The sequence below is a fragment of the Undibacterium sp. Xuan67W genome, from assembly GCF_049340165.1.
Lineage (GTDB): Bacteria > Pseudomonadota > Gammaproteobacteria > Burkholderiales > Burkholderiaceae_D > Undibacterium.
Map to the genome: position 1 here is coordinate 44,299 of NZ_JBMPPN010000004.1, position 24,106 is coordinate 68,404.

Here is a 24,106-nt window from a genome sequence, read left to right on the forward strand (position 1 = left end):
ACGACATTTAGGTAACATTTAGTAGGAATGAAACGAAGGACATGCTCATTCACTTGTGCATATCCCCGATTACTATAACTAAGCAATGCAGCTAAGAATCCCCACCAAAGAAGTATTTTCAGGCATGGCGAATTAATTGCTTTTATTTTAACATTCTGGTAATTTATCATTTTGCATTTATCTGGGTAGACGTATATGTCCACTACCACCGTAGTACTGACTCCCCCATTATTTTCCTCAAGTGTTTTGTGCTCGTCAGAATAAAAAATGACCAGGCATCAGCCATAAAACCTTAACTTGTTCCAAGAAGTAATATCCGCCTAAATTGAATCAAGTACACATCAGGAGACTTTGATGAAACGTAAGTGTTTATCCAGATTATTGCTGGCATCTTCCATTGCCCTCACCCTCCCTGCTCAGTTCAGCTTTGCGGCGGATGTCGTCGCAAGCGCCAGCGGCAAAGCCGCGCCCAGTCAGGTACATATCGGTAAGCTTGAACAGGATCTGGGGCTGGTCACACAAATTGGTACGCAAGTCACCGGACCGCGTGATTGGAGCGTGCGGCGCGACAGCAATATGCTGGTACTCGATGCACCTGAAGCCGATACCCACGTAGCGCTGATTGATCTGGAGGCGGAGAATGCTGCGGCCGCCGTCAAGGCGGCTTGGCTGCAATACAAACCTGGCGAGAAACATCCGGTTAACCTAGTCACCAACCGGGCCGCCAAAGATGGCTGGGAAGAACGCAAAGTCAGTGACTACGAAACATCACCTAATGAGCGTATCGTGATCGAGGCAATCGCGCATCGTCGCGGCAAACAATGGAGCGTCGTGCTGCTGGACGGGTCAGAGCAGACTTTTGAAAAACGCGGCGCAGCAATTTCGCTGATTGTCCAGAGCGTACGTCCTGCTGGTTATACCCGAGAGTCGTTTGCCGGTCGCACGCCACATCATATGGATGCATCACGAGTTGCCTTGTTACGCAGTTTTCTCAGTGATTCCATGAAACTGCTAGGTGTACCAGGCGCCTCGTTCGCCGTACTCGATGGCGGCAAAGTGGTCTATGAGGGTGGCGTCGGGGTGCGCGAATTAGGTAAGCCCGCACCGGTGGATGCCAATACCTTGTTTATGGCTGCATCGAATACTAAGGGCATGAGTACCCTGATGTTGTCGAGTCTGGCGGATGAAGGTAAATTGAAATGGGATCAGCCCGTTACGCAGTTGTATCCCGGTTTTAAACTCGGAGATGCAGAGACTACACAAAAAGTCTTATTCAAACATCTGATCTGCGCCTGTACCGGATTGCCTCGGCAAGATCTCGAATGGATATTTGAATACAAAAATGCGACGCCAGAAAGCTCACTGGCACTGCTTGCCACGAATAAACCGACCAGCGGGTTTGGCGATATTTTTCAATACAATAATCTGATGGCATCAGCCGCTGGCTACATCGGCGGCCATCTCGCTTATCCGGAGATGTCGCTGGGTGCGGCCTATGATCTGGCCATGCAAAAACGGATTTTTGATCCGCTAGGCATGTCATCCACAACCTTTGACATGGCAAAAGCGCTCAAAGGCAATCACGCCAGTCCGCACGGCATGGACGTCAATGGCAAGACCACACTGGCTGGCATGGAGATGAATTATTCCATCATGCCGCATCGTCCGGCTGGCGGCGTCTGGACCACAGCGCATGACTTTATCCGCTACGTCAAATTTGAAGCGGACACGGGGAAAGTCGAGAACGGTAAACAATATATTTCTGCTGACAATGTGCTGGCGCGCCGTCAACCGCAAGTCAGTGTCGGTGAAAACGCGACCTACGGCATGGGACTAGAGACGGAAGTCGCCTGGGGCGTACCGGTGGTTTTTCATGGCGGCAGTATGTTTGGCTTCAAGAGTAACTTTTACTTATTGCCTGACAGCGGCATTGGCGTGGCTCTTCTGACGAACTCGGATGAGGGAGGTCGCTTGTTACGTCCGTTCATGCGCCGTTTTATGGAAATCGTTTTTGATGGCAAACCCGAAGCTGTCGAAGATATCAAGGCAGCGGTCGCAACGACCAAAGCTGGAATGACTCAGTTCCGCGACCGTCTCGTGATGCCAGCTGCCACACAAGCTGCCAGCAAACTGGCGAAACGCTACCAAAGCCCTGAACTCGGCGAACTCATCGTGAGTAAAAAAGGACGTGATACCGTCTTTGATTTTGGCGAGTGGAAAAGCGTCGTTGCCTCCCGCAAAAACGATGATGGCAGCATCTCCTTCATCACGACAGAACCGACCCGGCTTGGCTTTGAAATGGTGGTCGGTGAACGTCACGGTAAGCGTGTCCTGATCACGCGTGATGGTCAGCACGAATATGTGTTTACCGAGGGCAGTTAATCCGGATTAGTGGATAGGAGACGTCAATTTGTTAGCTAAATTTGCTCATTGCTATCGGAACTTATTCAAATGAAAAAAGCAGCCCGGGACTCAAATTCCCGGGCTTTTTTATTGTTCAAACTGAACTGGCAAAAAGGCCTTATTGCTGCTGAATAGGCTATTTCAGACCGATTTAAGGGTGTTTTCCGCGTAGAAAGCCATCTTCTCAGGCATATTCTCAGCCCTTTAGCAGCGCAAGAGAGTAAACTAGACGCCATATTGTTTCGCATTTGCGATACGAGCCCTAACGTGAAATGCTGAGAACGCCATGTCTGATACCCCCATCCCCTTATTTTCCGATTTACACCTGAGCGAGCCCCTGTTGCGCGCCCTCAAGGAAGTTGGCTACGAGGCACCGTCACCGATCCAGGCGGCGACCATCCCGCCTTTGCTCGCGAATCGCGATGTACTAGGGCAAGCGCAGACCGGTACCGGAAAAACTGCGGCCTTTGCTTTGCCGATTTTGTCGCGTATCGATATCAAGCAAACCTCGCCACAAGCGCTGGTATTGGCACCGACCCGCGAACTCGCGATTCAGGTTGCAGAAGCCTTTCAGCGTTATGCGACACATATCCCCGGCTTTCATGTCTTGCCTATCTACGGCGGTCAGAGCTACGGTCCGCAATTATCCGCATTGCGTCGCGGTGTCCACGTCGTGGTAGGTACGCCAGGCCGTGTTATTGACCATCTGGATAAAGGTTCGCTCGACTTATCCAAGCTCAAGACACTGGTACTGGACGAAGCCGACGAAATGCTGCGAATGGGTTTCATCGACGACGTCGAACGGATTTTGCAAGAAACACCTGAAACGCGCCAGACTGCCCTGTTCTCGGCAACCATGCCATCCGTGATCAAACGCATTGCCCAGACCTATCTGAACAAGCCTGCTGAAATTACCGTCGCTGCCAAAACCGGCACTGCGGATAATATCCGGCAGCGCTATTGGCTGGTCAGCGGCATGCATAAGCTTGATGCACTGACGCGGATTCTGGAAGCGGAAACCTTCGACGGGATGATTATTTTTTCGCGGACCAAACTCGGTACCGAAGAACTCGCCAGCAAACTCGAAGCAAGAGGCTTTTCTGTCGCTGCAATCAACGGCGACGTCCAGCAACAGCAACGTGAACGCACGATACAACAACTCAAAGACGGCAAGATCGATATTCTGGTAGCGACCGACGTTGCTGCACGTGGTCTGGACGTAGAGCGTATCAGTCATGTGGTCAACTACGATGTGCCGCATGATCCGGAAAGCTATACCCACCGCATCGGTCGTACTGGCCGCGCCGGTCGTAGTGGTGAGGCGATTTTATTTATCACGCCGCGTGAAAAGAATTTGCTTAAGGCGATTGAACGCTCTACACGCCAGCCTATTTCGCCATTGGAATTACCAACGATTCAGGCAGTCAATGACGTCAGGATTGCACGCTTCAAAGAGCAGATTACCGCCACGATCGCTCTTGGCGAACTCGAATTATTCCAGTCAGTCATCGAAGACTACGAACAGGAAAACAATATTCCGGCAATAGAAATCGCGGCTGCCTTAGCAAAAATGGCACGCGGTAACGAACCTCTGCTGCTCGACAAAAATAAAAAAGTAGCCAGCGACGATAGCTGGGACAAAGAACGCGCAGCACGGACCAAATTCGACCGCCCTGAACGCGGTGACCGTAATGACAGGGGCGACCGATTTGAACGCAGCGAGCGTGCTCCGCGTCCCGGCTATGAGCCAAAAGAACGCATCATCCGCGAAGCCGATCCAGGCATGCGTACCTTCCGTATCGAGGTCGGCTATGCCCACGGTGTGAAGCCGGGCAACATCGTTGGGGCGATTGCGAACGAGGCAAATCTGGATTCTAAAAATATCGGTCGTATCGAAATCTATGACGACTATAGCGTCCTCGATTTGCCGCAGGACTTGCCGCAGTCCACGCTGGATCAGTTGCAGTCTGTACGTGTTGCAGGTCAGCAGTTGCGTATTCATGCAGACGGTGCCGCCGGTAAATCGCCTGCAACCAGAAGTGCACCAGCCGTAGCACCTGAACGAGCCGTCAAACCACGTGCCAGCAAACTAGATAGCACGGTAGAACGCGCTGTAAATACGGATCCACGTGACGACGGCTTTGCTGACAAACATAGCGATGCCGCAGAGCGTCCGGCCAAATCAAAAAAAGACCGCCCTGCGAAAGCGATTGCACCGACCCAAAGTTATCGTATTGAGGTCGGTCGCACCCACGCCGTGACACCGTCCAATATTGTCGGCGCAATTGCCAACGAAGCTGGTCTAGAAGCGAAACACATTGGCCGTATCGAGATTTTTGATCACTATAGTTTGCTCGATCTGCCACAAGGTATGCCGAAAGAATTGTTGAAACAATTGAAAACAGTCTGGGTCGCAGGCAAGCAGCTTGATATCAGCGAATCTGCTGAAAAACCATCGGAGTTCACCAACTCAGCGCCGAAAAAACCGGCATTCGCAACAGAAAAACCACGTAGCAAACCGGCCGCAAAGTATAAGACGGACCGCAAACCCGATGCAGCAAAACCGCACCGGAAAAGCGCTAAGTAAACACGGAAGTATTGAGGCGAAATAGTTCCAGCAAGCCGGTGATCAATCACAAATGACAGTGCGAGCTATCGTACTGTCATATAGTCATACGGTTATGCGGTCACGTGAGTAAGGCAACCAAGGCAGTTTGATTGTAGTTGTACAGGAAAATAGTAAGATGACGCTGCCGACGACGGCGTCATACTTCCAGCGGCAAATCCAGATAAAAACTGGTGCCTTCACCGAGTACACTTTTGACCGTGATTTGTCCGTGCAGGATCGATGTGACAATGTTGTAGCAAATGTTCAGACCGAGTCCGCTGCCGCCTTGCCCGAGTTTGGTTGTAAAAAACGGGTCAAAGATGCGTTTCAGATTTTCTCCAGGAATGCCGACGCCGTTATCCGCAAACTGAATCAGCACACGATGAGGTTCAGGACGGGTTGCGCTGATCCTGAGTTTGCCGGGACCGCGTAAGTCGAATGCATGAAGAATCGCATTCTCAATCAAATTGGTAATCACCTGTCCCAGCGAGCCGGGATAACTGTCCATGCGGATGCCCATAGGAATGTCCTGCATCACCATATGTCCGGCATGCGCAATCCGTATATTCAAAGTCGCAATAATGTCGTGTACCACCTGATGCAATTCAAATGGACGGCGATGTTCTGAAGTGCGGTCAACCGCAACCTGTTTAAAGCTGCTGACCAGCGTCGCGGCACTGCTCAGGCCACGCATCATGATATCGGCAGAGAGCTTGGCTTCTTCACAAAACTGACTTAAATCCGAGCGACGCAGGCTTTGCTGGGCGAGTTTTTGTACCAGCGTGTTGGTACTATCCTGCAAGGTAGAAGCGACCAGCAGACAGTTACCGATCGGCGTATTCAGCTCATGCGCAACACCGGCAACCAGTGAGCCTAAGGCCGCGAGTTTTTCCTGGGCGACCAGATGCTCCTGCGTCTGTGTCAGGCGCTGATAGGCATCGGCATTGGCGAGAGCAATCGCTCCGTAAGCACACAGCGTACGAAAAATCATGCGCTCTCTTTCACCATACGCATGCTCGCGTGAGGATTGAATGGTCATCACGCCGAGCACCGTATCGGCACTCATCAGTGGAGCAAACAAGGTGCTCAATACAGGTTCCGTACCGGGAATCAGTTCAGGAATTTCATTTTCCGGAGATATTTCGACCAAAATATCACTTCGTTGCTTAATGCAGCGCACCGAGTACGAGACCATACTGGACATATACACCGTATCCGGTGCAATCGGCGTACCATTTTCTACCCCGTAAGCAGAGGTCATACTTTGCTGGTCAGCATCCATGAGATAAATTACGAATGCCGTAACATGCAATAATCCGTGGACATGGCGGTTGAGTGCCTGGAATACCGCATTCGCGTCCAGACTTCCGGTAATCTCCTGACCGACCTGACCAAGACGTTCCAGAATGCTACTCGTTTGCTGTAAGACTTCTGCCCTTTGTGCTTCTGCGTTCGCCAGTTCACGTAAATGTTCGCCTTCGGCACGCATACGCTCAGTCTGATGACTGATCTGCATCGCAGTGGCACGGTTGGTCGCCTCCTGCGTATGAATTTTTTCGCGTGAACTGATCGCCAGCCGACTGAGGTTAAATGCCTCTTCAAAATGTCCAATCGCGGCCTGCGCATCGGCGACTTCATCAAGCAAATCGCCAGTGACGTTGTAACCACTAATATTGGCCGCAATGTCCAGAGCCTGCTGCAAATAATGCAGCGGGGCACTTGGCGCAGTCATATCCATCGACGGAGGTAAACTATCCCTCATGTGAATCGCGGCCAACACGCGCAGGACATCAATACGGCGATAATTATCTTTGCTATATTTAGCCAGCATTAGCGCGTGTTCAGCGATACTGAGCGCTTCTTCAGGTTGCCCGAGCAAGGATAAGGCGCGAGCCTGTCCACGCCGTGAGCCAATTCTGACATCAAGCTGATCGCGCGCGTCTGCCTTTTCCTGCAAAAGCCGAAACGAAGCCAAGGCCTGTTCGTTATCACCTAGATCAAGCGATAAATCTCCTTGATAACGCAGGGCCATCAGATAAATCCGCGCATCAGACATCGAAGCGAGCGCATTAAGTGCGTCCGTTAATAACTCTTTAGCAGCATCCAGACGCCCAAGCCGCCGCATCGTCTCAGCCATTTGAACCAACGTAGCGCCAATGCTTGCGGGCCATCCTTTTGGTTTTGCTAAACCATGTGCGGTTTCTAGCCAGCCCAAGGCAGCTTGATGATCATTCAAGCTATTAAAGCCATCACCAATATTACTCAATACTGTTGTGGCTCTTCTTATCTCCCCGTAATTTAAACAAAATTCGTAGGTGGGAATTGCATGAGAGATTGCATTCCCAAAATCACTGGAAAGAGAATCTACGTAAAAAAAATACTCATGCGCACAAGCGACCACAATGGGGTGATCATCATTAAGATCACATTTATACTGGTCGTTCCACCGCTCAATTGTTTTAGGCAAATCACGCAATAAAAGCTGCGTTGCGAGAAATGCCCTTGCCATGGCTTCTCGATTGACGTCATGACAAGCAAGTGCGTCCGCGATTGCCAGTTCCAATTGCTCGGTTAAACGCAAATTTTGGCCACGATTGTGCGCTACCGCTGCCAAGAGATATCTAGCATCACTAGCGCCCCTCAGACCCTCATGATTATCCAGTGTCAAAAAAAGGTCTAATGCGTTTTGTGCAGATTCTTCGGCGGCATCAAAATTAACGAACAACCAGCAGGCTTCTGCCCTGACCAATAGTATGCGCGCAGTCGCACTCACATCCGCTCCGACGGGGCGATGTTCACTTGATTCAGAGCCTAAATCTCCATTGAGAGCATCTGCTTCATTGGCTAAGGATACCGCTCTATGTGTATCGCGCTGACGTAAGTGCCAAGCGAGTTCGACCAGCTTGTTAAAGCGGAGTCTGCCCTTCAATTGAGGAAGTTCGTCCTCAAACTGGGCAATATCTTCGTTCGTAACAAGTAAATCCATGGTCATCAAATTTGAAATAGGCAAAAAAAATCCTGGTAATCAATGTGACCACCGTGATTGCAATACTACGTAGATATAGTTGCTTCGTTAAGTATGCCAAATGTTGATTATATGGCTTACATTGATCTGATATGTTATGTTATCCGCATGGCTGGAAACACGCTCCGGTGCAACAGGACCAAATATTAGTTGCTTTCCGACTTGCGTCCACCGAATTTATTGAGATACATGTTTCGATCTGCGGCTTTCAATAGAGTGATGGCGTCATCACCATCTGTAGGAAAATACGCGTCACCGATAGCACCGCCCAATAGCTGAGCCGTCTTTCCATGCATAGTTGCCTCACCCAACCATGGGGCATGCAATGCTTCTTGAATATGTTGACGGATCGGTTCCAGGGCGACGCGATCAGCAACGCCGTTAAGCATCACTACAAACTCATCGCCGGCGTATCTGGCAACCAGGTCACCTGCACGGATATTGGCTTTCAAGCGTTCACTGATCTCAATTAGCGCACGGTCGCCAATATCGTGGCCATACTGATCGTTTATCTGTTTAAAGCCATTCAAATCAATAAACAAAATCGCAAAAGGTTCGGCGCGTTTGTCGTTCCTGGCGTTTGCAATCTTATTTTCCAGACGACGCACAAAATTCTCACGATTAGACAACCCAGTCAGTCTGTCTGTTTGCAGCCGATGCTGCATATGTTCAAAACTCTTGGCAAGTTCGCCAATTTCGTCACGCCGGTGGATGCCAACTGGCGCATCAAGCTGACCATCACCCACCATCCCGGCAGCGACTGACAGGCGCTTCAGATCGTTGGCGACCCAATTTAGAATCCTGAAACCAACGGCAACTGCGATCAGTGCGGCAATCACACTGATCAGCACGTTCATCATCACGTTCTCGATCACGCCACCCATAAAATCCTTGCGCGGCATCGCGACGACGTTAACCCATTCGAGTCCGGCGCTGTCTACAATGCGGTCAAATGCCACGTGGATTTTTTGTCCGTCCTCGGTATAGAAACTAAGCGTCTTGGCGCCGGAAGGTCCTTCTGCCGTGCTCAGCGCATGTTGTACTTCAGTATAAATCGCTGATTGCAGGGCATTTCCACTATCGGCGGCGCTGATGCGGACATAGATCCCGTCGGGCAAAGGCTTTACATTCTGGGTAACCGACGAAGCAATCAGATTGCCGTTCGGTTCGATGATAAAAGCCAAGCCATTTGGCGAGACTTTCAGCTTACGCACAAAATCATTCAGCGAGCGCAAGGACATGTCGGTTGCGACGACGCCTGCGGTTTCGCCACGGCTATCCAGCACGCGGCGGGCGCGGGTGGCGACCAGATCCTGGGTGCCGAAATCGATATAGACCGAAGTCCAAGTGTCTTTCAGATTGGCTTTGGCGGCCTTATACCAGGGGCGTTCACGCGGGTCGAATAATTTGGTCTCACGGGATTCAAATTTCAGTTCGCCATCGATGCCGCTAAACCTGTATTTGGTACGCATTTCTTCCGGCTTGACCTTGACACGTAATTCACCGTCTTGCATCGAATGACGAAACAAGCCGATTGCCTGACCGGCCTTGTTACCATAGTAGACATAATTGTTCGGATCAATATGCAATGAGGTCGCTATCCAGAAGCGCATGCGCAAATTATGCATGTCATACTCAATCGATTCCGGTGCGACCATTCCGTTTGGGAACGCTGCCTCCAGCGTCGCGCCAGAGCCGACGACATGACGATCAATCGCCTGCCCGATACGTCCCACAGTCTCTAGCAACAAATGCTCGGATACCGTCAGCACAGCCTTGCTGCCGGCGCGATAAGAGAGCAGGCCGATCACGATCGCCAAACCCAGCACGATCGCCACATATGGAACAATCAGGACAGTGCGTAAAGAAAAAGACGTGCTAGATTGGGATGCTTCGGTCATTCAAAACCCCTCAAAAAAAGAGCGCCTAAGCCGAACGCGCAAACACTCTAACTCGCGTGTTCGGGTAAACATTCGCAAAAGGCATCTCTCTCAGAAATCCTTCTTGAGAAAAAACAGAAGGTGCCCGTAAGCTTATTTGGCCGCTGGTAATACTGTGATGGTAATCGTTTTGCTCATGCCAGGACCATAAGACTGATGCGCGCCATTGCCGAATTGTAGAGTGAGCGTGTGCTTTCCTGGCGGCAGGGATAACTCCACCTCGGTCTGCCCTTTGCCAAAATGCATATGCTTTTCGTCGAAAGGCAAAGGTGTCCCAGGTGTCACTGTGACACCGTCGATGATGAGATGATGATGACCGGTCTTATCCGTCATATCCCCAAGCGGTGCGATCTTCATACCCTCCAGACCAAATTTCACTTTGAAGGGAGAAGTCACTTCTGCATTGTCAGCTGGCGCCTCAAAAAAAGTACGCTCTGCAGCAACGGCGGACATGATGGACAAACCACTCATCAGCAATGCCGCGGTGGATTGACGTAACAGACGACGTAACTGTGACGATTGTGATGTTAGGGACGCAGTCATGATGATTGTTCTCCTTGGTTAGTGTAACGAGCCCGGTGCTGGCAACAGAAATGAGCAAACTCGGGTCTCTAATGAGGCCTAAATTTTACTTGCGAGCTATTTTGCGCTATTTTTTTATAAATTTCTTTACAAAGCGATAAATCTTGCCAAGTTTTGCAATTACGCACTGTATCCTTGACGACTACCGTCTATGTTGGCTATATCGCCATACTCGCATCAAATGAAAAACTCTATGAATAAATCCGAAGCCATCCAGATTGCCAACGATTCATTGCAATTAAATCTACTCAACGACAGCAATACGCAATTTTCCAAGGTGGTGCGCTACGCCAGCGATGAGGGATGGTGGCTAAATATTCCGCTAGCGAATTTTCGCAAGGAATGTCACTTTTTGATCTGTAATGAAAAAGCCAAGACCATTCGCCATTTGTGTATTAAAGCAAACAATATCCTGAGTCCGGCAACTAAGTTCCGCGTCAAAGACAGTATCGCTGATATTTTTATTTCGGCCGCGAATCCCAAGAAGATGGTGGATGTTTTACAGGGCGGTACTAAGTACAGTTTTACCAAGCATCTGGTGGATGAGCACCGCTATTAAAACGTAAGGTTCAGACGGATTCCGGCGGCGTCGCTACGGTCGCTGCCAGCCGGTTTTTTTCGGCAATCCATTGCGACATATACTGCGTGCTCTTGTGCTGATGGTGCCGCAACATCAATCCGACAAAATTTGCTTGTCGCCGTTCTGTGCAATGCAGCCCGGCATCTTCCAGCGCCATGAGTAATTCAGCCGCAATGCGCGGACGATCAAAGCGCTGCTGCACAATCTGGTCGCCGCGCTTCTGTGCCTGTTGCCATACAGCGCGATCCTGATACAAATCGACCGCCGCCTGCACAAAATATTCCGCATCATCGGCAATCGCTCCGCCCCAGCGCAGGTCAGCACTGTTACCCGTCATGCCTTCACACCCGATCGTGGTCGTCACACTCGGCGTACCACATGCCATGGCATCAGCTAATTTGCCTTTGATCCCCGCACCGAAACGCAGAGGCGCAAGACAAACCCGCGCTTGCCGCATGGCAGCGTGGGCATCAGGCACCCAACCAATTACATGAAATCCCTGTGCCGGATTGTGCAAGGCGCTGGCCTTGGGTGGCGGATACGAACCGGCAACATGCAGTTGCGCCTGTGGCAGGCGCTGCCGCAATTTGGGCCAGAGCGCATGCTTTAACCATAAGACCGAATCCCAGTTCGGCGCATGCCGGAAATTACCGATCGTCAGAAAATGCGCGCGCTCGTCAAACTCCGGGCGCGGCATGTCATCAGCCGGAGAGATCAACATCAGGGCACAGTGATGCAACAGATAGGCGGGAACGCCAAATTCGGTTTGCAAAAAAGCCTGCTCCACATCCGAAATCATCAAGCTGAGATCGCACCGGTAAATTGCGGCAATCTCGCGCTGGCTGTGATCTTCACTTACCATCACATGACGTAATTCAGCAAGACTGGCAGTCACTGGCGGGACACTCTGACGCGTAATCTCATTATGGCAATACTGCTGCGACTGCTTCAGCAATAACTGGCGGGCGTGGCGCAGGCTGTGCAAATCCTGGGTATCCAATACGCGCAAGGCCTGCGGACAAGTCCGCGCTACCCGCCAGCCAAACTGCTCTTCGGTAAAGAAACGGTCAAACACGACAATATCCGGCTGATACTCTGCCAGCATCACATCGAAGCTGTCGCAATTGAGCTGGATACTTTTCTCCTCCACACCCAGCGCCGACAACTCCGCACGGTGCTCCGACAGGGCCGCCGCCGACGCAAACACCACCTGCCAGCCCTGCGCACGAAACAGTGTCATGAATTCCAGAGTACGGCTACCCGCCGCCGATGACGCCGGCTCGGCCCAGACAAAACCGAGGATCAGGACTTTTTTACTCTTTTGCATGGATGCCGATGATGAATGAGGGTGAATATTGGTGAATTTCAGAATTCGTTTTACGGGTGATTAGTGATTGAGTTTAATAACAATAAGGGGAGTATTTTTTAATCTCTAAGTAAAACCTGCGCAATCAGGGTTATTTTAGTCTATACACCTACCCAGTATATTAACTAGCTCATAATAATTGCCTTACAAAAGTAATTCCTGAATACAGAACTGATACGAGGTACGCTTGCTATCCCGCCTCCCCAGCAGTGAATGGGGAATCTCCCTTAATATCATTGGCAAACTTCCCCATGAGCCGCACTAAATCCTTTACGTCCTGCTCGTCCCACTTAGCGAAAATAGCCTGTCCGATCCGGGCACGCGCTTCATCAATACGATCCGTCATCGCTTTGCCGCTCGCCGTGACAACGGCCACGCGTACACGACGGTCAGCCATACTTTCCTGGCGGTCGATCAAGCTAAGGCTTTCCAGTTTCGCGACTTGCCGGCTCACCGTGGTGTAGTCGCGGCCGACACGATCAGCCAACTCAACCACACCGATGGGGCCCAGTCGCTGCACCAATACAAGCAACGGGAATAGGGCGCGATCCAGAGATATTCCCGCCTCCCGGACCATAGCCTCGTCTCGCTGAGGACGATTCATCACGCTGACGATCTCAAGCAAGGCCCCATGAAGTTCGCGTAGCTGAGTATTAATATGTGTATTTTGCACCTTTTTTCTTGACGCCATTTTTTCTCCCGATTAATATGTGCATATTACACATATTGAGGTGATGATGAAAGAAAAATTTGCAATCAACGTACTGATTTGTGGTGCAGGTGCGGCCGGATTGACACTGGCGATTGATTTGGCGCGAAGAGGCATTTCCTTCCGTCTTATCGACAAGATAGATCATCCGTTTCACGGTTCGCGTGGTAAGGGTATCCAGCCGCGTACTCAGGAAATTTTTGAAGATCTTGGCTTCCTCAACCGGATAAGTGCGGTCGGTGGGCCCTATCCGCTTGAACGTCGATATCGCAGCGACGGCAGCTATATCGATTCGCATATCATGGAGTACGAGGTTCCGACACCTGCCGAGCCTTATCATTTTCCTCTGATGCTGCCGCAATTCATGACTGAGGCAGTGATGCGTGAGCGCCTGGTGGAACTCGGTCACCGCCCTGAGTTTGGCTGTGAACTACTTGGCTTTGAGCAGGACACAGACGGTGTAACAGCACGGATTGCAGGTAAATCCGGTGAAGAGGTGGTTCGGGTGCGCTGGCTGGTTGGTACCGATGGTGGTCGCAGCTTCGTGCGCCATGCGCTCGGTATCGACTTTCCGGGCAAGACTCTCGGCGTTCGTGCGGTCGTGGCCGATGTGACGCTGACTGGCCTGACACGCGATGTCTGGCATCGCTTTGGCGATGGTGATATGGCAAAGCAGATCTTGTTCTGCCCGCTTGCGGGAACCGGACTGTTCCAGATACAAGGCCCGATCCCGCTCGACGGCGATATCGATCTTTCCGCCACTGGGCTAACGGCCATCGTGGCAGAGCGCACTGGAAGGGATGATATTCATATCCAATCCGTGTCCTGGTCATCAGCGTACAACATGAATGCACGGCTGGCTGATCGCTACCGCACAGGCCACGTCTTCCTCGCCGGAGATGCCGCTCACATTCACCCACCCTCCGGTGGTCAGGGTCTCAATACCAGCGTACAGGATGCCTATAATCTGGGCTGGAAGCTGGCAGCAGTCGTCAATGGAGCGCCCGAGAGCCTAATCGACAGCTACGAAGAAGAACGCCGGCCAGTTGCCGCCGCGATGCTCGGTCTGGCGACAAAGCTGCTCAATGAGACGAAAAGTGGCGAAATGCAGCGTGGTCGCGAAGTGCGTCAACTCGACATCGGCTATCCCGAAACCTCACTCACGCTCGAACCAGCAGGACACGTTGGCAGTCTGTTCGCAGGCGACCGGGCGCCGGATGCGCCGGTGCGAGGCGCGTCCGGTCAGCCGGTACGGCTGTTCGACTTGTTCCGCGGAACGCACTGGACATTGCTTGGTTACGAGGCCAAGCGCGAATCGGTACCGTCACGTCCGGATCTGCATATCCATATCATCGGTTCACACGGCGACATCATCGACGATGAAAACCACTTTCGCGACGCCTACACTCTCACTCCCGGCGATTGGGTATTAGTGCGCCCAGATGCTTATGTTGGCGCCATTGTCACGACCAGTGACATCCCAGAGTTAGAGGTCTATCTCGCACAGGTGGGTCTTAGTCTATGACAGATATTCCAAGGCTACAGCGGTTTCAAGGAGCACCTAGCGACGCGACTGCACTAAGTATTAACGCATCATCAATCCCTAAAGGAACATTCAACTTATGAACATCCAGAATCAACTGCCGCATTGGGCGGACTTCCAAGCCGCGAATCGCTTTCGCCGGGCAATTCGCGAATTTAACTCTACCCCGATTCCTGAGGAGGACATTGAGGCTTTGCTGGGTGAAGCGTTATATGCCCCCTCCAGTGGGAATCTGCAACCTTACGAGTTGCACTGGGTTCGCACGCCTGCCCTGAAAAAGCTTATTGCAGAGGCTTGTAACGGTCAGAAAGCGGCTGCATCAGCCGCAGAATTGATTGTCGTCGTCGCGAGTCCTGCAATAGCTAGGAAAACCGCTGCAACACAACTCGCCCATATAGATTCGTCCTCTACGCTGGCAGAAAAATCAAAAGATTACCACCGCAGGCATATCGCCAAGTTTCTGAAGATTCTCGGCATCGGAGGCTTGCCAATCTGGGCCCAGGTTCTCTCTATCGCCGCAATGATTCGCCCAACTTTGTCCTTGCTTCCGATTGGTCATATTGGCAGCCGCCATTGGGCCGCACGCAATGCCGTTTTTGCTAGTCAAACGGTCATGTTGGCGGCGGCAGCGAAAGAAATAGACTCATGCCCGATGGAAGGCTTTTCTGCAACGAAGGTCGCCAAGCTTTTAGGATTACCACGCGGATCGGTAATTCTGCTGGTTATCGCACTCGGATATCGCAACGGTGACGCAAGGATTGAAGAGCGCTGGCGCCGTCCAATGAACGATGTTGTGATATCACACTAGGACTGATTGGCATTCAAAAGATGCGCTTCGTGCACCACATGGGATAGCAAAGCAAGCCCGCGGTTCATCACTCAAAGCCACGGGCGCCTTGCAAACCGCCGGTATGGACCATCAGCACCCGTTTCCCGCCTTGCCACTGGCCGCTCTGGCACAAATGCATCAGCGCGTATAAGACTTTACCGGTATAAACTGGCTCTATTGCGATCCCCGTCTCGGTAGAAAATACTTGGCAGAACTCACGCAATACGGGTGGTGCTTTACCGTAGCCGCCGTGATGATGCTCGGTGAGTAAGGCATAATTATCATAGGCCGGATATCCTGCCTGCCTAAGCAGACCGTCAATATCCTCGTGCAAATACGCTGCGTTTTTTAAAGCGACAATGCCGGCGACCTGAGAACGACCGCGCAAACCTGCTAGCACGCCCGCCAATGTCGCGCCGGTTCCACACGCGAGCACAATGCTATCCGGAACAAAGCCGGTTTGCAAAATCGCCTCATCAACCAGCTCCGCCACTCCGTGCAGGGCATCGGCAGTGCTGCCACCTTCGGGCAACCACACATAATCTGCCTCTGCAGTCTCTGCTGCACCTGGCATATCTGCCGCCATGTGCGGCGCAAGCTGCGAACGCCATGCCTCTGCTTGCTCACGCAGTACACGGTAAGTATCCCGGGTCACCGGTATGATCTGCATTCCTAGGGCACGGCAATCATCAAGCGTCGCCGTCTGCATTTCGGGTGCTGCACGCACTAGGCCAATAGACGGCCAGCCAGCCAGCGCCGCCGCATGCGCAGTAGCATGCAGATGGTTCGACCAGGCACCGCCCATGGTGACCAGCGTCGGCGAACGGCCTGCGAGTTGTTGTAAGGGGTATTTGAGTTTGCGGAATTTATTGCCCGACACCTGAGAATGCAGCAAGTCATCGCGCTTCACCCAAAGCTCAATCCCCGGAAAAAACCGGGAGACCACCTGCTGGCAGGGTGAGACAGAAAAAGTAAAAAGCGACTGGGATTGCATGGAAAATTGCTGACAGCAAACATCAAAATGGTAGAGTAGCCGTATTATCGCCTGACACGCGCTTGATGCCATGTTTAAATCCGACTAGGCGTCTGACAATGAAGGTATCTGGAGAACCCGATGTCGAATGACAAAACCCCACCAAACCGGAAAGCCGAGCTGCAATTATCACAAGCCATTCATCAGCTCAAAAACGGCGGTGAAAAAGAAGCCGTGCTGCCTTTACTAGAAACGGTGATGGCACATCTGGAACGCATGACCAGACACGATCCGCTGACCGGTGCACTAAACCGTAATGCACTGATCGACAGTCTGAATGCTGAACTAAACCGCTCACACCGTACCGGACACACCTTTTCGGTAGCAATTATCCGTATCGATGGTTTTCAAGAAATGATGGACCGCTATGGCCGCCCTGTAGCGGTGCAGATTCTGCGCCGGCTCACGCAGGAAACCCAGCTACTGTTGCGCACCCTCGACTCCTTCGGTCGCAATAATGCCGACGAGTTCGTGATCGTCATGCCGACGACTTGGATCGATCAAAGTATCAAAGCAATCAATCGCCTCAAGCAAACCTATCGAGCAATTGACTGGACCGGTATCGCCGAGCATGTACAGATTTCTTTTTGTACCGGCCTCACTACGAATGCGCAAGGCGACAGCGCCGAAGCCATGCTGGATCGGGCCCGCCAAGCGCTGCTGGCAGCACAAGCCAAGGGACCGGACAGTGTCAGCCAGATCGAGCCGGGCTTGCCGGATTTTGACCCGGATAAACTCTGAGCAAGATCCGCTAAATTTTTTGGTGCGCGGAACTTGTGCGCAGCGAGAAGACCTAAGGCCTGCTGGCAACGAAATCGAGCGGCGATTTTGTTACCAACAGGCCTTAAACCAATATAAATACCATAGCAAACACCACAGGGAGAAGTGCATGAACAAAGCGTCACGCTTGTCATGGATCATTGCGGGCGTCGTCATAAGCGCTACCTCGCCGCTGATCCAGGCTGGCACTATCGTAGGGAAAAGCGATCAGAGTAGTGAACAGGCACTTGATGAACGCAGCGAACAGATCAAACTGCGGAGCGACTATGTACGCAAAAATTACAGCAAGTTTGAATTCCGTATCCCTATGCGTGACGGCAAGCACCTATTCACTGCCGTGTATATTCCGAATGACGCCAGCGCCAGCAAACGCTATCCGATGCTGATGCAGCGCACGCCGTATTCTGTCGGCCCGTACGGCAGCTCACAGTACAAACGCTTTTTAGGATCTACTGCGGACTATGAGAAAGAAGGGTTTATTTTCGTCTTTCAGGATGTGCGTGGCACCACGATGTCCGAAGGCGAGTATGTCAATATGCGTCCTCAGGTTGAGAAAAAATCAAAGACTGATTTTGACGAAAGCACCGACACCTACGACACCATCGACTGGCTGATCAAAAATATCCCGAATAACAACGGAAAAATCGGCCAGTGGGGTATTTCTTATCCCGGATTTTATACATCAGCTGGTGCAATCGATTCGCATCCGGCATTAAAAGCTGTCTCTCCGCAGGCGCCGATTGCCGACTGGTTCCGTGGTGATGACATGCATCGCAACGGCGCCTTTAATTTACAGATGGCCTTCGGTTTTTTTAGCGGCTTTGCCAAACCAAGGCCGGTGCCGACCGATGCCGACAAGGACAAGCCGTTTGACTACGGGACGCCAGACGGCTACCAGTTTTTTATCGACCTCGGCGCTCTGTCGAATGCCAATCCCAAGTATTTTAAAAACGCGATCCCGTATTGGAATGAAATTGCACAGCATCCGAATTACGACAGCTACTGGCAAAGCCATAATCTGCTGCCGCATTTAAAAAACATTAAAGCCGCTGTGCTAACTGTTGGCGGCTGGTACGACACTGAAGATTTGTACGGTCCGTTGCAAACCTACAAAGCCATAGAGAAGCTGAACCCCGGCATCAGCAATACTCTGGTGATCGGTCCTTGGACGCACGGGGGCTGGACCCGTAGCGATGGAGATAAAGTGGGTGACGCGAATTTCGGTTTTAAGACCGCAATGAGTTATCAGCCTGTCGAATTCGCGTTCTTCAAACATCATCTCAAAGGCGGCGATAAACCGAACCTGCCTGAGGCATGGATGTTTGAGACGGGTGCCAATCGCTGGCGTGGCTTTGATGCCTGGCCGCCAAAAAATGTGGCACCGAAATCGCTATATTTCCATGCAAACGGCAAACTCGATTTTAGCGCGCCAGACGACAAGTCAGACAATGCAGCATTTGACGAATACATCAGCGATCCGGAAAAACCTGTGCCTTATACCACGGAGATTTCGACCCGATGGAGTAGTCAATATGTGGCAGCAGATCAGCGTTTTGCTTCACGTCGTCCTGATGTCGTGAGCTACCAAACCGAGATACTCGAACGCGATGTCACCCTCGCTGGCCCGCTAACTGCGGATCTTTTTGTCAGCACGACGGGCACTGATGCAGATTTCGTCGTGAAACTCATCGATGTGAATCCGGCTGAAATGACCACTACCGAAGGGGAAATCAATCGCGGTGCGCAACAAACACTGGTCAGGGGAGAGCCTTTCCGGGCGCGCTTCCGCGAGAGTTTTTCTAGCCCTAAACCTTTTGTGCCTGATCAGGTGACGAAGGTGAATTTCAGCATCAACGATGTGCTGCATACCTTCCAGCGTGGTCACCGGATTATGGTGCAGATACAATCGAGCTGGTTCCCGTTCATCGACCGCAATCCGCAAACTTATGTACCAAATATTTTTGACGCCAAAGACAGCGATTTTATTAAGGCAACACACAAGATTTATCACACCAAAGGACAGGCCAGCGCCTTGCAGGTACAGGTGTTGCCAGCACTCGATGAATAATCTAGCATAGAAATTTTGCGCTCTAAAAACAAATCAGGGATGCGACACTGTTTTATCAAACAGCATCACATCCCTGATTTTCTTGACACGGAAACACAGCGAAAGACCGGCGTAAGCAATTCCATCGAAGGTTGATAGCAGAGTGACTTCTGCAATCCTCAAAACGAATCCGCAGGCGGAGTGCGCCTGCTGGCACGAAAAACCTTTGGAAGCCGCACCCAGTCTGTGGGTTCGCATTGACTTTTCTTTTATTCCTTATCGCCTAACAATAAACGCTTGAGTTTATTATCTGCGACGTTTTCACCTAACCAGATTTTCAAAATCGCTTGCATGGTCAGATCGTCTTTCAGGACTTCACCGATTTGCTTATTGTTGGAACGAAAAACCGTACCCTTGCCGCGGGTCCAGTCTATCGTCATGACGTCGCCGACTTTCCAGTCGCCGATTGTTGCAAAACCCTCACCCAGCGCCAGCAACTGATTCACCAGCTGGTTGCGCTCCTCCTTGGTGGTACTGGAGCGGATGTCAGCCAAAAAGCGACGGCTCATTAATTCACTTTCAACTTCTTTCAACATCACCAGCTTGATACGGATAGGACCGGTTGACGCTAACAATTCCTGACTTGTCGTTTTAAGCTTCGGTGTGTAAATACCGATATTAAAAATCTTTACACGCTTGATCACATGCGGGCCGCTGCCATTCAATAACAGGGTTTGTCCGTCAAGCTGTTGTGTCTCTTCCAGCGTCGCTGGTACAGGATCCTTGGCGGCATGCGCTGCAGGCAAAGCTGTCAGGGATAAAAATATGGCGATGCATGCAGTACGCATTGTCTGCATGAGGTAATTTGAAGTGGTCATGATGTGTCCTTACTGTCCCGCTGCAACTGATCCCAGTTGCAGCGGGCGCTGGCTAATTAAAACAAACGACTCAAGGTCAGCAGGGCGAAGCCGCCTGCTGGACGTGCGCGTGCGGAAAATTCTTTCAGATATTTGAATTCCACCTGTGTTTTCAAATCATCGGTCTGATAGCTGACGATAGGGCCAAGCGATGCAACGCGGGCGCGATTGCCGTTCACGATCGTTAGGGCGCTGGTTCCGTTAGGATCCTGATCGTCCGTCACTTGTTGCAGGTAATATCCTTGCAGACCTGCTTTGACATTGTTCGAGAACTGATAGCTGCCGATATATTCGAGATGGACGTACTGACCCGACTTGTAATCCGTTTCGCGGTTCGCTGTGCTGTAGTTATAAGCCAGCGATGCTGCCAGATCAAATCCAGAGTCAGTAGACCACGCCGCTGATACCAGAGGACGGAAAGAATAAGAATTCAAACCCAGATTGACCTGACTGTTTTTATCGAAAGAACCAGTAGGCACATCGATGTTCATCGCAGCGACCAGAGACAAGCTTTCAAACTTCCAGCTGATGAAACCTGCGAGTTCAACGTCACCCACGCCACTGCGGCTACCGCTGGCGGCGGCGGATGCATCAGTGCTGATTTTTTGTTGTAAAGCGACTGGCAACGGCGTATTGATATTGATGGTGATGTCGCGCTTCTTGTTCAGTAAAGGTACGGCGACGTAGCCACCGTAACGACCGCCCAAGATGGCGTCTTCGCTGACATAGACGAGTTTTGGAATAATCGCATCAACCTTGATACTCGCTTTGACAGAGCCGTTCAGCACAACGGGAATGCCAGGTACCGATTTACGGAATACCAGATCATCGCCATTGCTATCTTTGACGGTATCAGAACGATAGCTCGGTGCAACGATCTGGCCATACACGCCGGACAGCGGCAGGATAGCGGAATCGAGACCCCAGATGCCCATCGGCACGGCGACTTCGTTATTTTCAGCGGCAAATGCAGCGGGCGCGAATGCGCTCATACCGACAATCATGGAGCCGGTAGCTAGGCCTGCGATTGAAAAGCGAGATTTCATATTTTCTCCAGAACGTTGATGCCATCGACACATCAGCAACGAAGCAAGCCAAAGCTGACGCCATTGCCTGCGGCCGACCGCAAGTAAATTAAAAAGGAATAGCAAAGACACGAAACGCAGAGGAACTATCTAAAATGACAGAAGACCATTCAACGCATGTCTGTCTGATTGCGCGATTGGGAAGTCGATAAGCATCGACCATATTGCAGAGTAAGCGGATACCACCTGATCAAAACAGTGGTCAACATTCCGGTTTTCGGGAAGAACTGACTAATGCAATAACGAATGCAAGTAACGTCTTTAAAATAATTCAAACAAACTTAGTGTGTTGCTTGGGCGTAATGATAGCGTGATCTTCGTCAATACCGAAGCTGGCAAGCTCGGCTGTAGACCAGAATCAAGCCCAAATAAATAGAATGAAATTAAGTTCAAAGCAACATTCATGATTTTTTGAACATGATTGAATTAACCTCCCCATAGGTAAAATTTTTACCGAATCTCGAAATAGCTTGTTGCACCAACAAAATTTGGTTAACCCTACTAATCGCCCCAAAAGAATGCAAAATATTGTGATAAATCGCAAAAATGCGCTAAATCATGGCATTTTTTACAGTTGTTTTGAAAACCCCTGTTTTAGGAAATCCTGACAATCGGGAAAAAATACGCCTTTTTTAACCCTGCATTAACCGGTATAACGAAAAAATTCCCCCCCCCAAAAAAAACTAAAAACACCCAAAAATCAACTGTTTATCCGATGTTTGTACATCGCTTTTTGTTGACGTTTGGCAACGATAGTCTTTTTAAGCAACTACAGCTATCATTGCCTCAGCTTCAGGCAAGGCTCGCCTAGAGAATTTCTGAATTTCACCAACTAACTAATATGGCTTCGTGATTCAACAGCAAAGAAAATTATGTCAGTCGTTGCGGGTCAGCATTGAAGATTTGCGCTTGGGCATGTTTATCTCGGAGCTCGACCGGCCCTGGGTGAATTCGCCATTCATGATGCAAGGTTTTTTACTCACCGAAACGCTGGACTGGCAGACCCTGCAATCACTGGTGCGCGAAGTCGTGATCGATCCACGGCGCAGCGATCCTGCGTCTTTGCTGCATCTGCCTTGGGATGTGGTGCATGAAGTATCTGGTGCACCAGAACCAATCAAGCCAGCGCCGCCGAAAGCACCGCTAAAAGAAGCCCTTGCAGTGCGCAAGCGGTCCGTTGCAGAGCCTGTTTCGAAAAAACGTTCGAATGAGCCTGCGACGAATGCCTTAATTGCCTGGGTCAGCAATCTATTCAGCGGCACCGAAAAACCGGCTAAAAGCCCTAGTCAGCGCCCTAAGCAGCCAAAACCCTATTACCTGCGATATGCCAGTTCTGAACGTCACAACAATACAAAGTCCAGCAGCAAACATGGCAAAAATATGCGGGCTGACCGGGCGAGTAAGCTAACGCCAGGATCAAGTCCGCAGTTCAGCGCCCTAATCGCCAGCTTATATCCGCGCGATGCGATTTTCGCGCCTTTGAGCTGGATGGAACGCTGGCAAAACTGGCGCCAGCAACGTAGTCACGGCAAGGTAACTCAGCGTGGTAATAATTTCCGTAAATTGCCCGCCCGCAAACGCAAGCACGATTATTTGCCGAGTTCGATTCCTCTGGTCAAGTACCAAGACAGTATGCCGATTGAGGAAGAACTAAAGTATGCGCGCAGCGGCATCACGCAAGCCGATGCGATGTTGAAAAAGCTCTCAAGGGATATCAACAATGACCGCAGTATTGTCCTTGAAGAGGTGCAGCCTGCAGTCCAGTTATTAACCGAAAGTGTCATCTCAAATCCATCTGCGTTAATGTGGCTGGTGCGTATGCAATCCGAAAATGCGAACGCCTATGCGCATAGCCTGAAAGTCGCGATTTATATGATGGCCTTGGGTCGTCATCTCGGCTTTTCGCGTCAGCAATTAACCGAGCTTGGCTTCATTGGTTTGCTACTCGATATTGGCAAACTCGAATTACCTGATGCTCTACTCGAAAAACCGGAAAAACTCTCCGAAGATGAAAACTCACTGATGCAAACCCATGTCAGTGCAAGTATCGATATTCTAGAGAGCAAAGAGCCACTGGCAAAAAACGTCATGCTCGGTATTAGCGAACATCACGAGCGCCTGGACGGTAGCGGTTATCCGAATGGTCTGACAGGTAATGCGATCAGTATTTTTGGCCGTATGGCGGCGATTGCCGACAGTTTTGCAGCGATGACCTCGGCACGTCCTTATGACATCACACGCTCCGCATTTGATGCGATGAAAGAATTGTTCAAACTGGCGGGTACACAATTACATGCACCGCTGGTCGAAGAGTTTGTTCAGGCTATAGGAATTTTTCCTGTAGGTAGCATGATAGAACTATCCACCGGCGAAGTAGGTATTGTTATTCAACACAATAAAATACGCAGGCTAGAACCGAAAATACTCTTGCTCACTGCGGCAGATAAAAGTTTATTGGCAAAACCTGGTCTGATGGACTTAATGTTGCAGGAAAATGTCTCAGAAAATGAGAGAATGAAGATATTGCGCGGTTTGCCTGACGGTGCGTATGGACTGGCTTGCCGCGATTATTATCAGACTTAATCCCTCTGACAAACCCTCAGGACCAACAAATCCGATCAACTTCACCTAAGCGCAATCAGGCTAAACCGATCTCATC

At 50.9% G+C, this 24,106-nt stretch carries 17 protein-coding genes; 8 read left to right on the forward strand and 9 right to left on the reverse strand.

The genetic code is table 11. The features are described from left to right. Positions 1–354: 354 nt before the first annotated feature. Together ACO0LE_RS04670 and ACO0LE_RS04675 are read left to right on the forward strand one after the other, a co-directional pair. Entirely contained in the window at positions 355–2,382 is a 2,028-nt protein-coding gene (locus ACO0LE_RS04670; RefSeq protein ID WP_422959259.1) for a serine hydrolase domain-containing protein, read from the forward strand. A 307-nt stretch (positions 2,383–2,689) separates the two neighbouring features. Beyond that, positions 2,690–4,990 (forward strand): DEAD/DEAH box helicase, encoded by a 2,301-nt coding sequence (locus ACO0LE_RS04675; protein ID WP_422959260.1) that lies wholly within the window; start codon positions 2,690–2,692, stop codon positions 4,988–4,990. Positions 4,991–5,168: 178 nt separating this feature from the next. Here the strand turns inward: ACO0LE_RS04675 and ACO0LE_RS04680 are convergent, their stop codons facing one another. The 3 genes from ACO0LE_RS04680 to ACO0LE_RS04690 all read right to left on the reverse strand — a co-directional run bounded on the left by ACO0LE_RS04680 (position 5,169) and on the right by ACO0LE_RS04690 (position 10,519). Continuing rightward, the gene (locus ACO0LE_RS04680; protein ID WP_422959261.1) at positions 5,169–7,997 is read right to left on the reverse strand and encodes an ATP-binding protein; all 2,829 of its coding nucleotides are present in this window, start codon (positions 7,995–7,997) and stop codon (positions 5,169–5,171) included. 185 nt (positions 7,998–8,182) lie between these two features. Beyond that, the gene (locus ACO0LE_RS04685) at positions 8,183–9,937 is read right to left on the reverse strand and encodes a diguanylate cyclase domain-containing protein (RefSeq protein ID WP_422959262.1); all 1,755 of its coding nucleotides are present in this window, start codon (positions 9,935–9,937) and stop codon (positions 8,183–8,185) included. Positions 9,938–10,069: 132 nt separating this feature from the next. After that, positions 10,070–10,519, reverse strand: a complete 450-nt coding sequence (locus ACO0LE_RS04690; RefSeq protein WP_422959263.1) for a DUF4399 domain-containing protein — start codon at positions 10,517–10,519, stop codon at positions 10,070–10,072. Positions 10,520–10,751: 232 nt separating this feature from the next. Between ACO0LE_RS04690 and ACO0LE_RS04695 the strand changes: the two genes are divergently transcribed. Then, on the forward strand, positions 10,752–11,117 hold the full coding sequence (locus tag ACO0LE_RS04695; RefSeq protein ID WP_422959264.1) for a hypothetical protein: 366 nt from the start codon (positions 10,752–10,754) through the stop codon (positions 11,115–11,117). Between the two features lie 10 nt (positions 11,118–11,127). Here the strand turns inward: ACO0LE_RS04695 and ACO0LE_RS04700 are convergent, their stop codons facing one another. Both ACO0LE_RS04700 and ACO0LE_RS04705 read right to left on the reverse strand, forming a co-directional pair. Next, positions 11,128–12,465: a glycosyltransferase gene (locus ACO0LE_RS04700; RefSeq protein ID WP_422959265.1), complete on the reverse strand. Its 1,338-nt coding sequence runs from the start codon at positions 12,463–12,465 to the stop codon at positions 11,128–11,130. Positions 12,466–12,694: 229 nt separating this feature from the next. Beyond that, positions 12,695–13,195, reverse strand: coding sequence for a MarR family winged helix-turn-helix transcriptional regulator (locus ACO0LE_RS04705; RefSeq protein WP_422959266.1), 501 nt, complete (start codon positions 13,193–13,195; stop codon positions 12,695–12,697). 46 nt (positions 13,196–13,241) lie between these two features. Between ACO0LE_RS04705 and ACO0LE_RS04710 the strand changes: the two genes are divergently transcribed. After that, the gene (locus ACO0LE_RS04710; protein ID WP_422959267.1) at positions 13,242–14,738 is read left to right on the forward strand and encodes an FAD-dependent oxidoreductase; all 1,497 of its coding nucleotides are present in this window, start codon (positions 13,242–13,244) and stop codon (positions 14,736–14,738) included. 97 nt (positions 14,739–14,835) lie between these two features. Beyond that, positions 14,836–15,564 carry a nitroreductase family protein gene (locus ACO0LE_RS04715; protein ID WP_422959268.1) on the forward strand — a complete coding sequence of 243 codons (729 nt, stop codon included), beginning with the start codon at positions 14,836–14,838 and terminating at the stop codon, positions 15,562–15,564. A 67-nt stretch (positions 15,565–15,631) separates the two neighbouring features. Here ACO0LE_RS04715 and ACO0LE_RS04720 read toward each other — a convergent pair whose 3' ends face one another. Next, positions 15,632–16,579: a 1-aminocyclopropane-1-carboxylate deaminase/D-cysteine desulfhydrase gene (locus ACO0LE_RS04720; RefSeq protein ID WP_422959269.1), complete on the reverse strand. Its 948-nt coding sequence runs from the start codon at positions 16,577–16,579 to the stop codon at positions 15,632–15,634. A 120-nt stretch (positions 16,580–16,699) separates the two neighbouring features. Between ACO0LE_RS04720 and ACO0LE_RS04725 the strand changes: the two genes are divergently transcribed. Together ACO0LE_RS04725 and ACO0LE_RS04730 are read left to right on the forward strand one after the other, a co-directional pair. Next, complete coding sequence (locus tag ACO0LE_RS04725; RefSeq protein WP_422959270.1) at positions 16,700–17,359, forward strand: GGDEF domain-containing protein; 660 nt, start codon at positions 16,700–16,702, stop codon at positions 17,357–17,359. Between the two features lie 148 nt (positions 17,360–17,507). After that, positions 17,508–19,466 (forward strand): CocE/NonD family hydrolase, encoded by a 1,959-nt coding sequence (locus ACO0LE_RS04730; RefSeq protein WP_422959271.1) that lies wholly within the window; start codon positions 17,508–17,510, stop codon positions 19,464–19,466. Between the two features lie 33 nt (positions 19,467–19,499). Here the strand turns inward: ACO0LE_RS04730 and ACO0LE_RS04735 are convergent, their stop codons facing one another. From ACO0LE_RS04735 to ACO0LE_RS04745, 3 genes are read right to left on the reverse strand one after another with little or no spacing between them, the layout of a single operon-like run. After that, on the reverse strand, positions 19,500–19,703 hold the full coding sequence (locus tag ACO0LE_RS04735) for a hypothetical protein (RefSeq protein ID WP_422959272.1): 204 nt from the start codon (positions 19,701–19,703) through the stop codon (positions 19,500–19,502). 11 nt (positions 19,704–19,714) lie between these two features. Further along, positions 19,715–20,323, reverse strand: coding sequence for a chalcone isomerase family protein (locus tag ACO0LE_RS04740; RefSeq protein WP_422959273.1), 609 nt, complete (start codon positions 20,321–20,323; stop codon positions 19,715–19,717). A gap of 56 nt (positions 20,324–20,379) precedes the next feature. After that, complete coding sequence (locus ACO0LE_RS04745) at positions 20,380–21,408, reverse strand: SphA family protein (RefSeq protein ID WP_422959274.1); 1,029 nt, start codon at positions 21,406–21,408, stop codon at positions 20,380–20,382. 888 nt (positions 21,409–22,296) lie between these two features. On the opposite strand from ACO0LE_RS04745, the gene ACO0LE_RS04750 reads away from it, so the two are divergent. After that, entirely contained in the window at positions 22,297–24,030 is a 1,734-nt protein-coding gene (locus ACO0LE_RS04750; protein WP_422959275.1) for an HD-GYP domain-containing protein, read from the forward strand. The last annotated feature ends 76 nt before the right edge of the window (positions 24,031–24,106 follow it).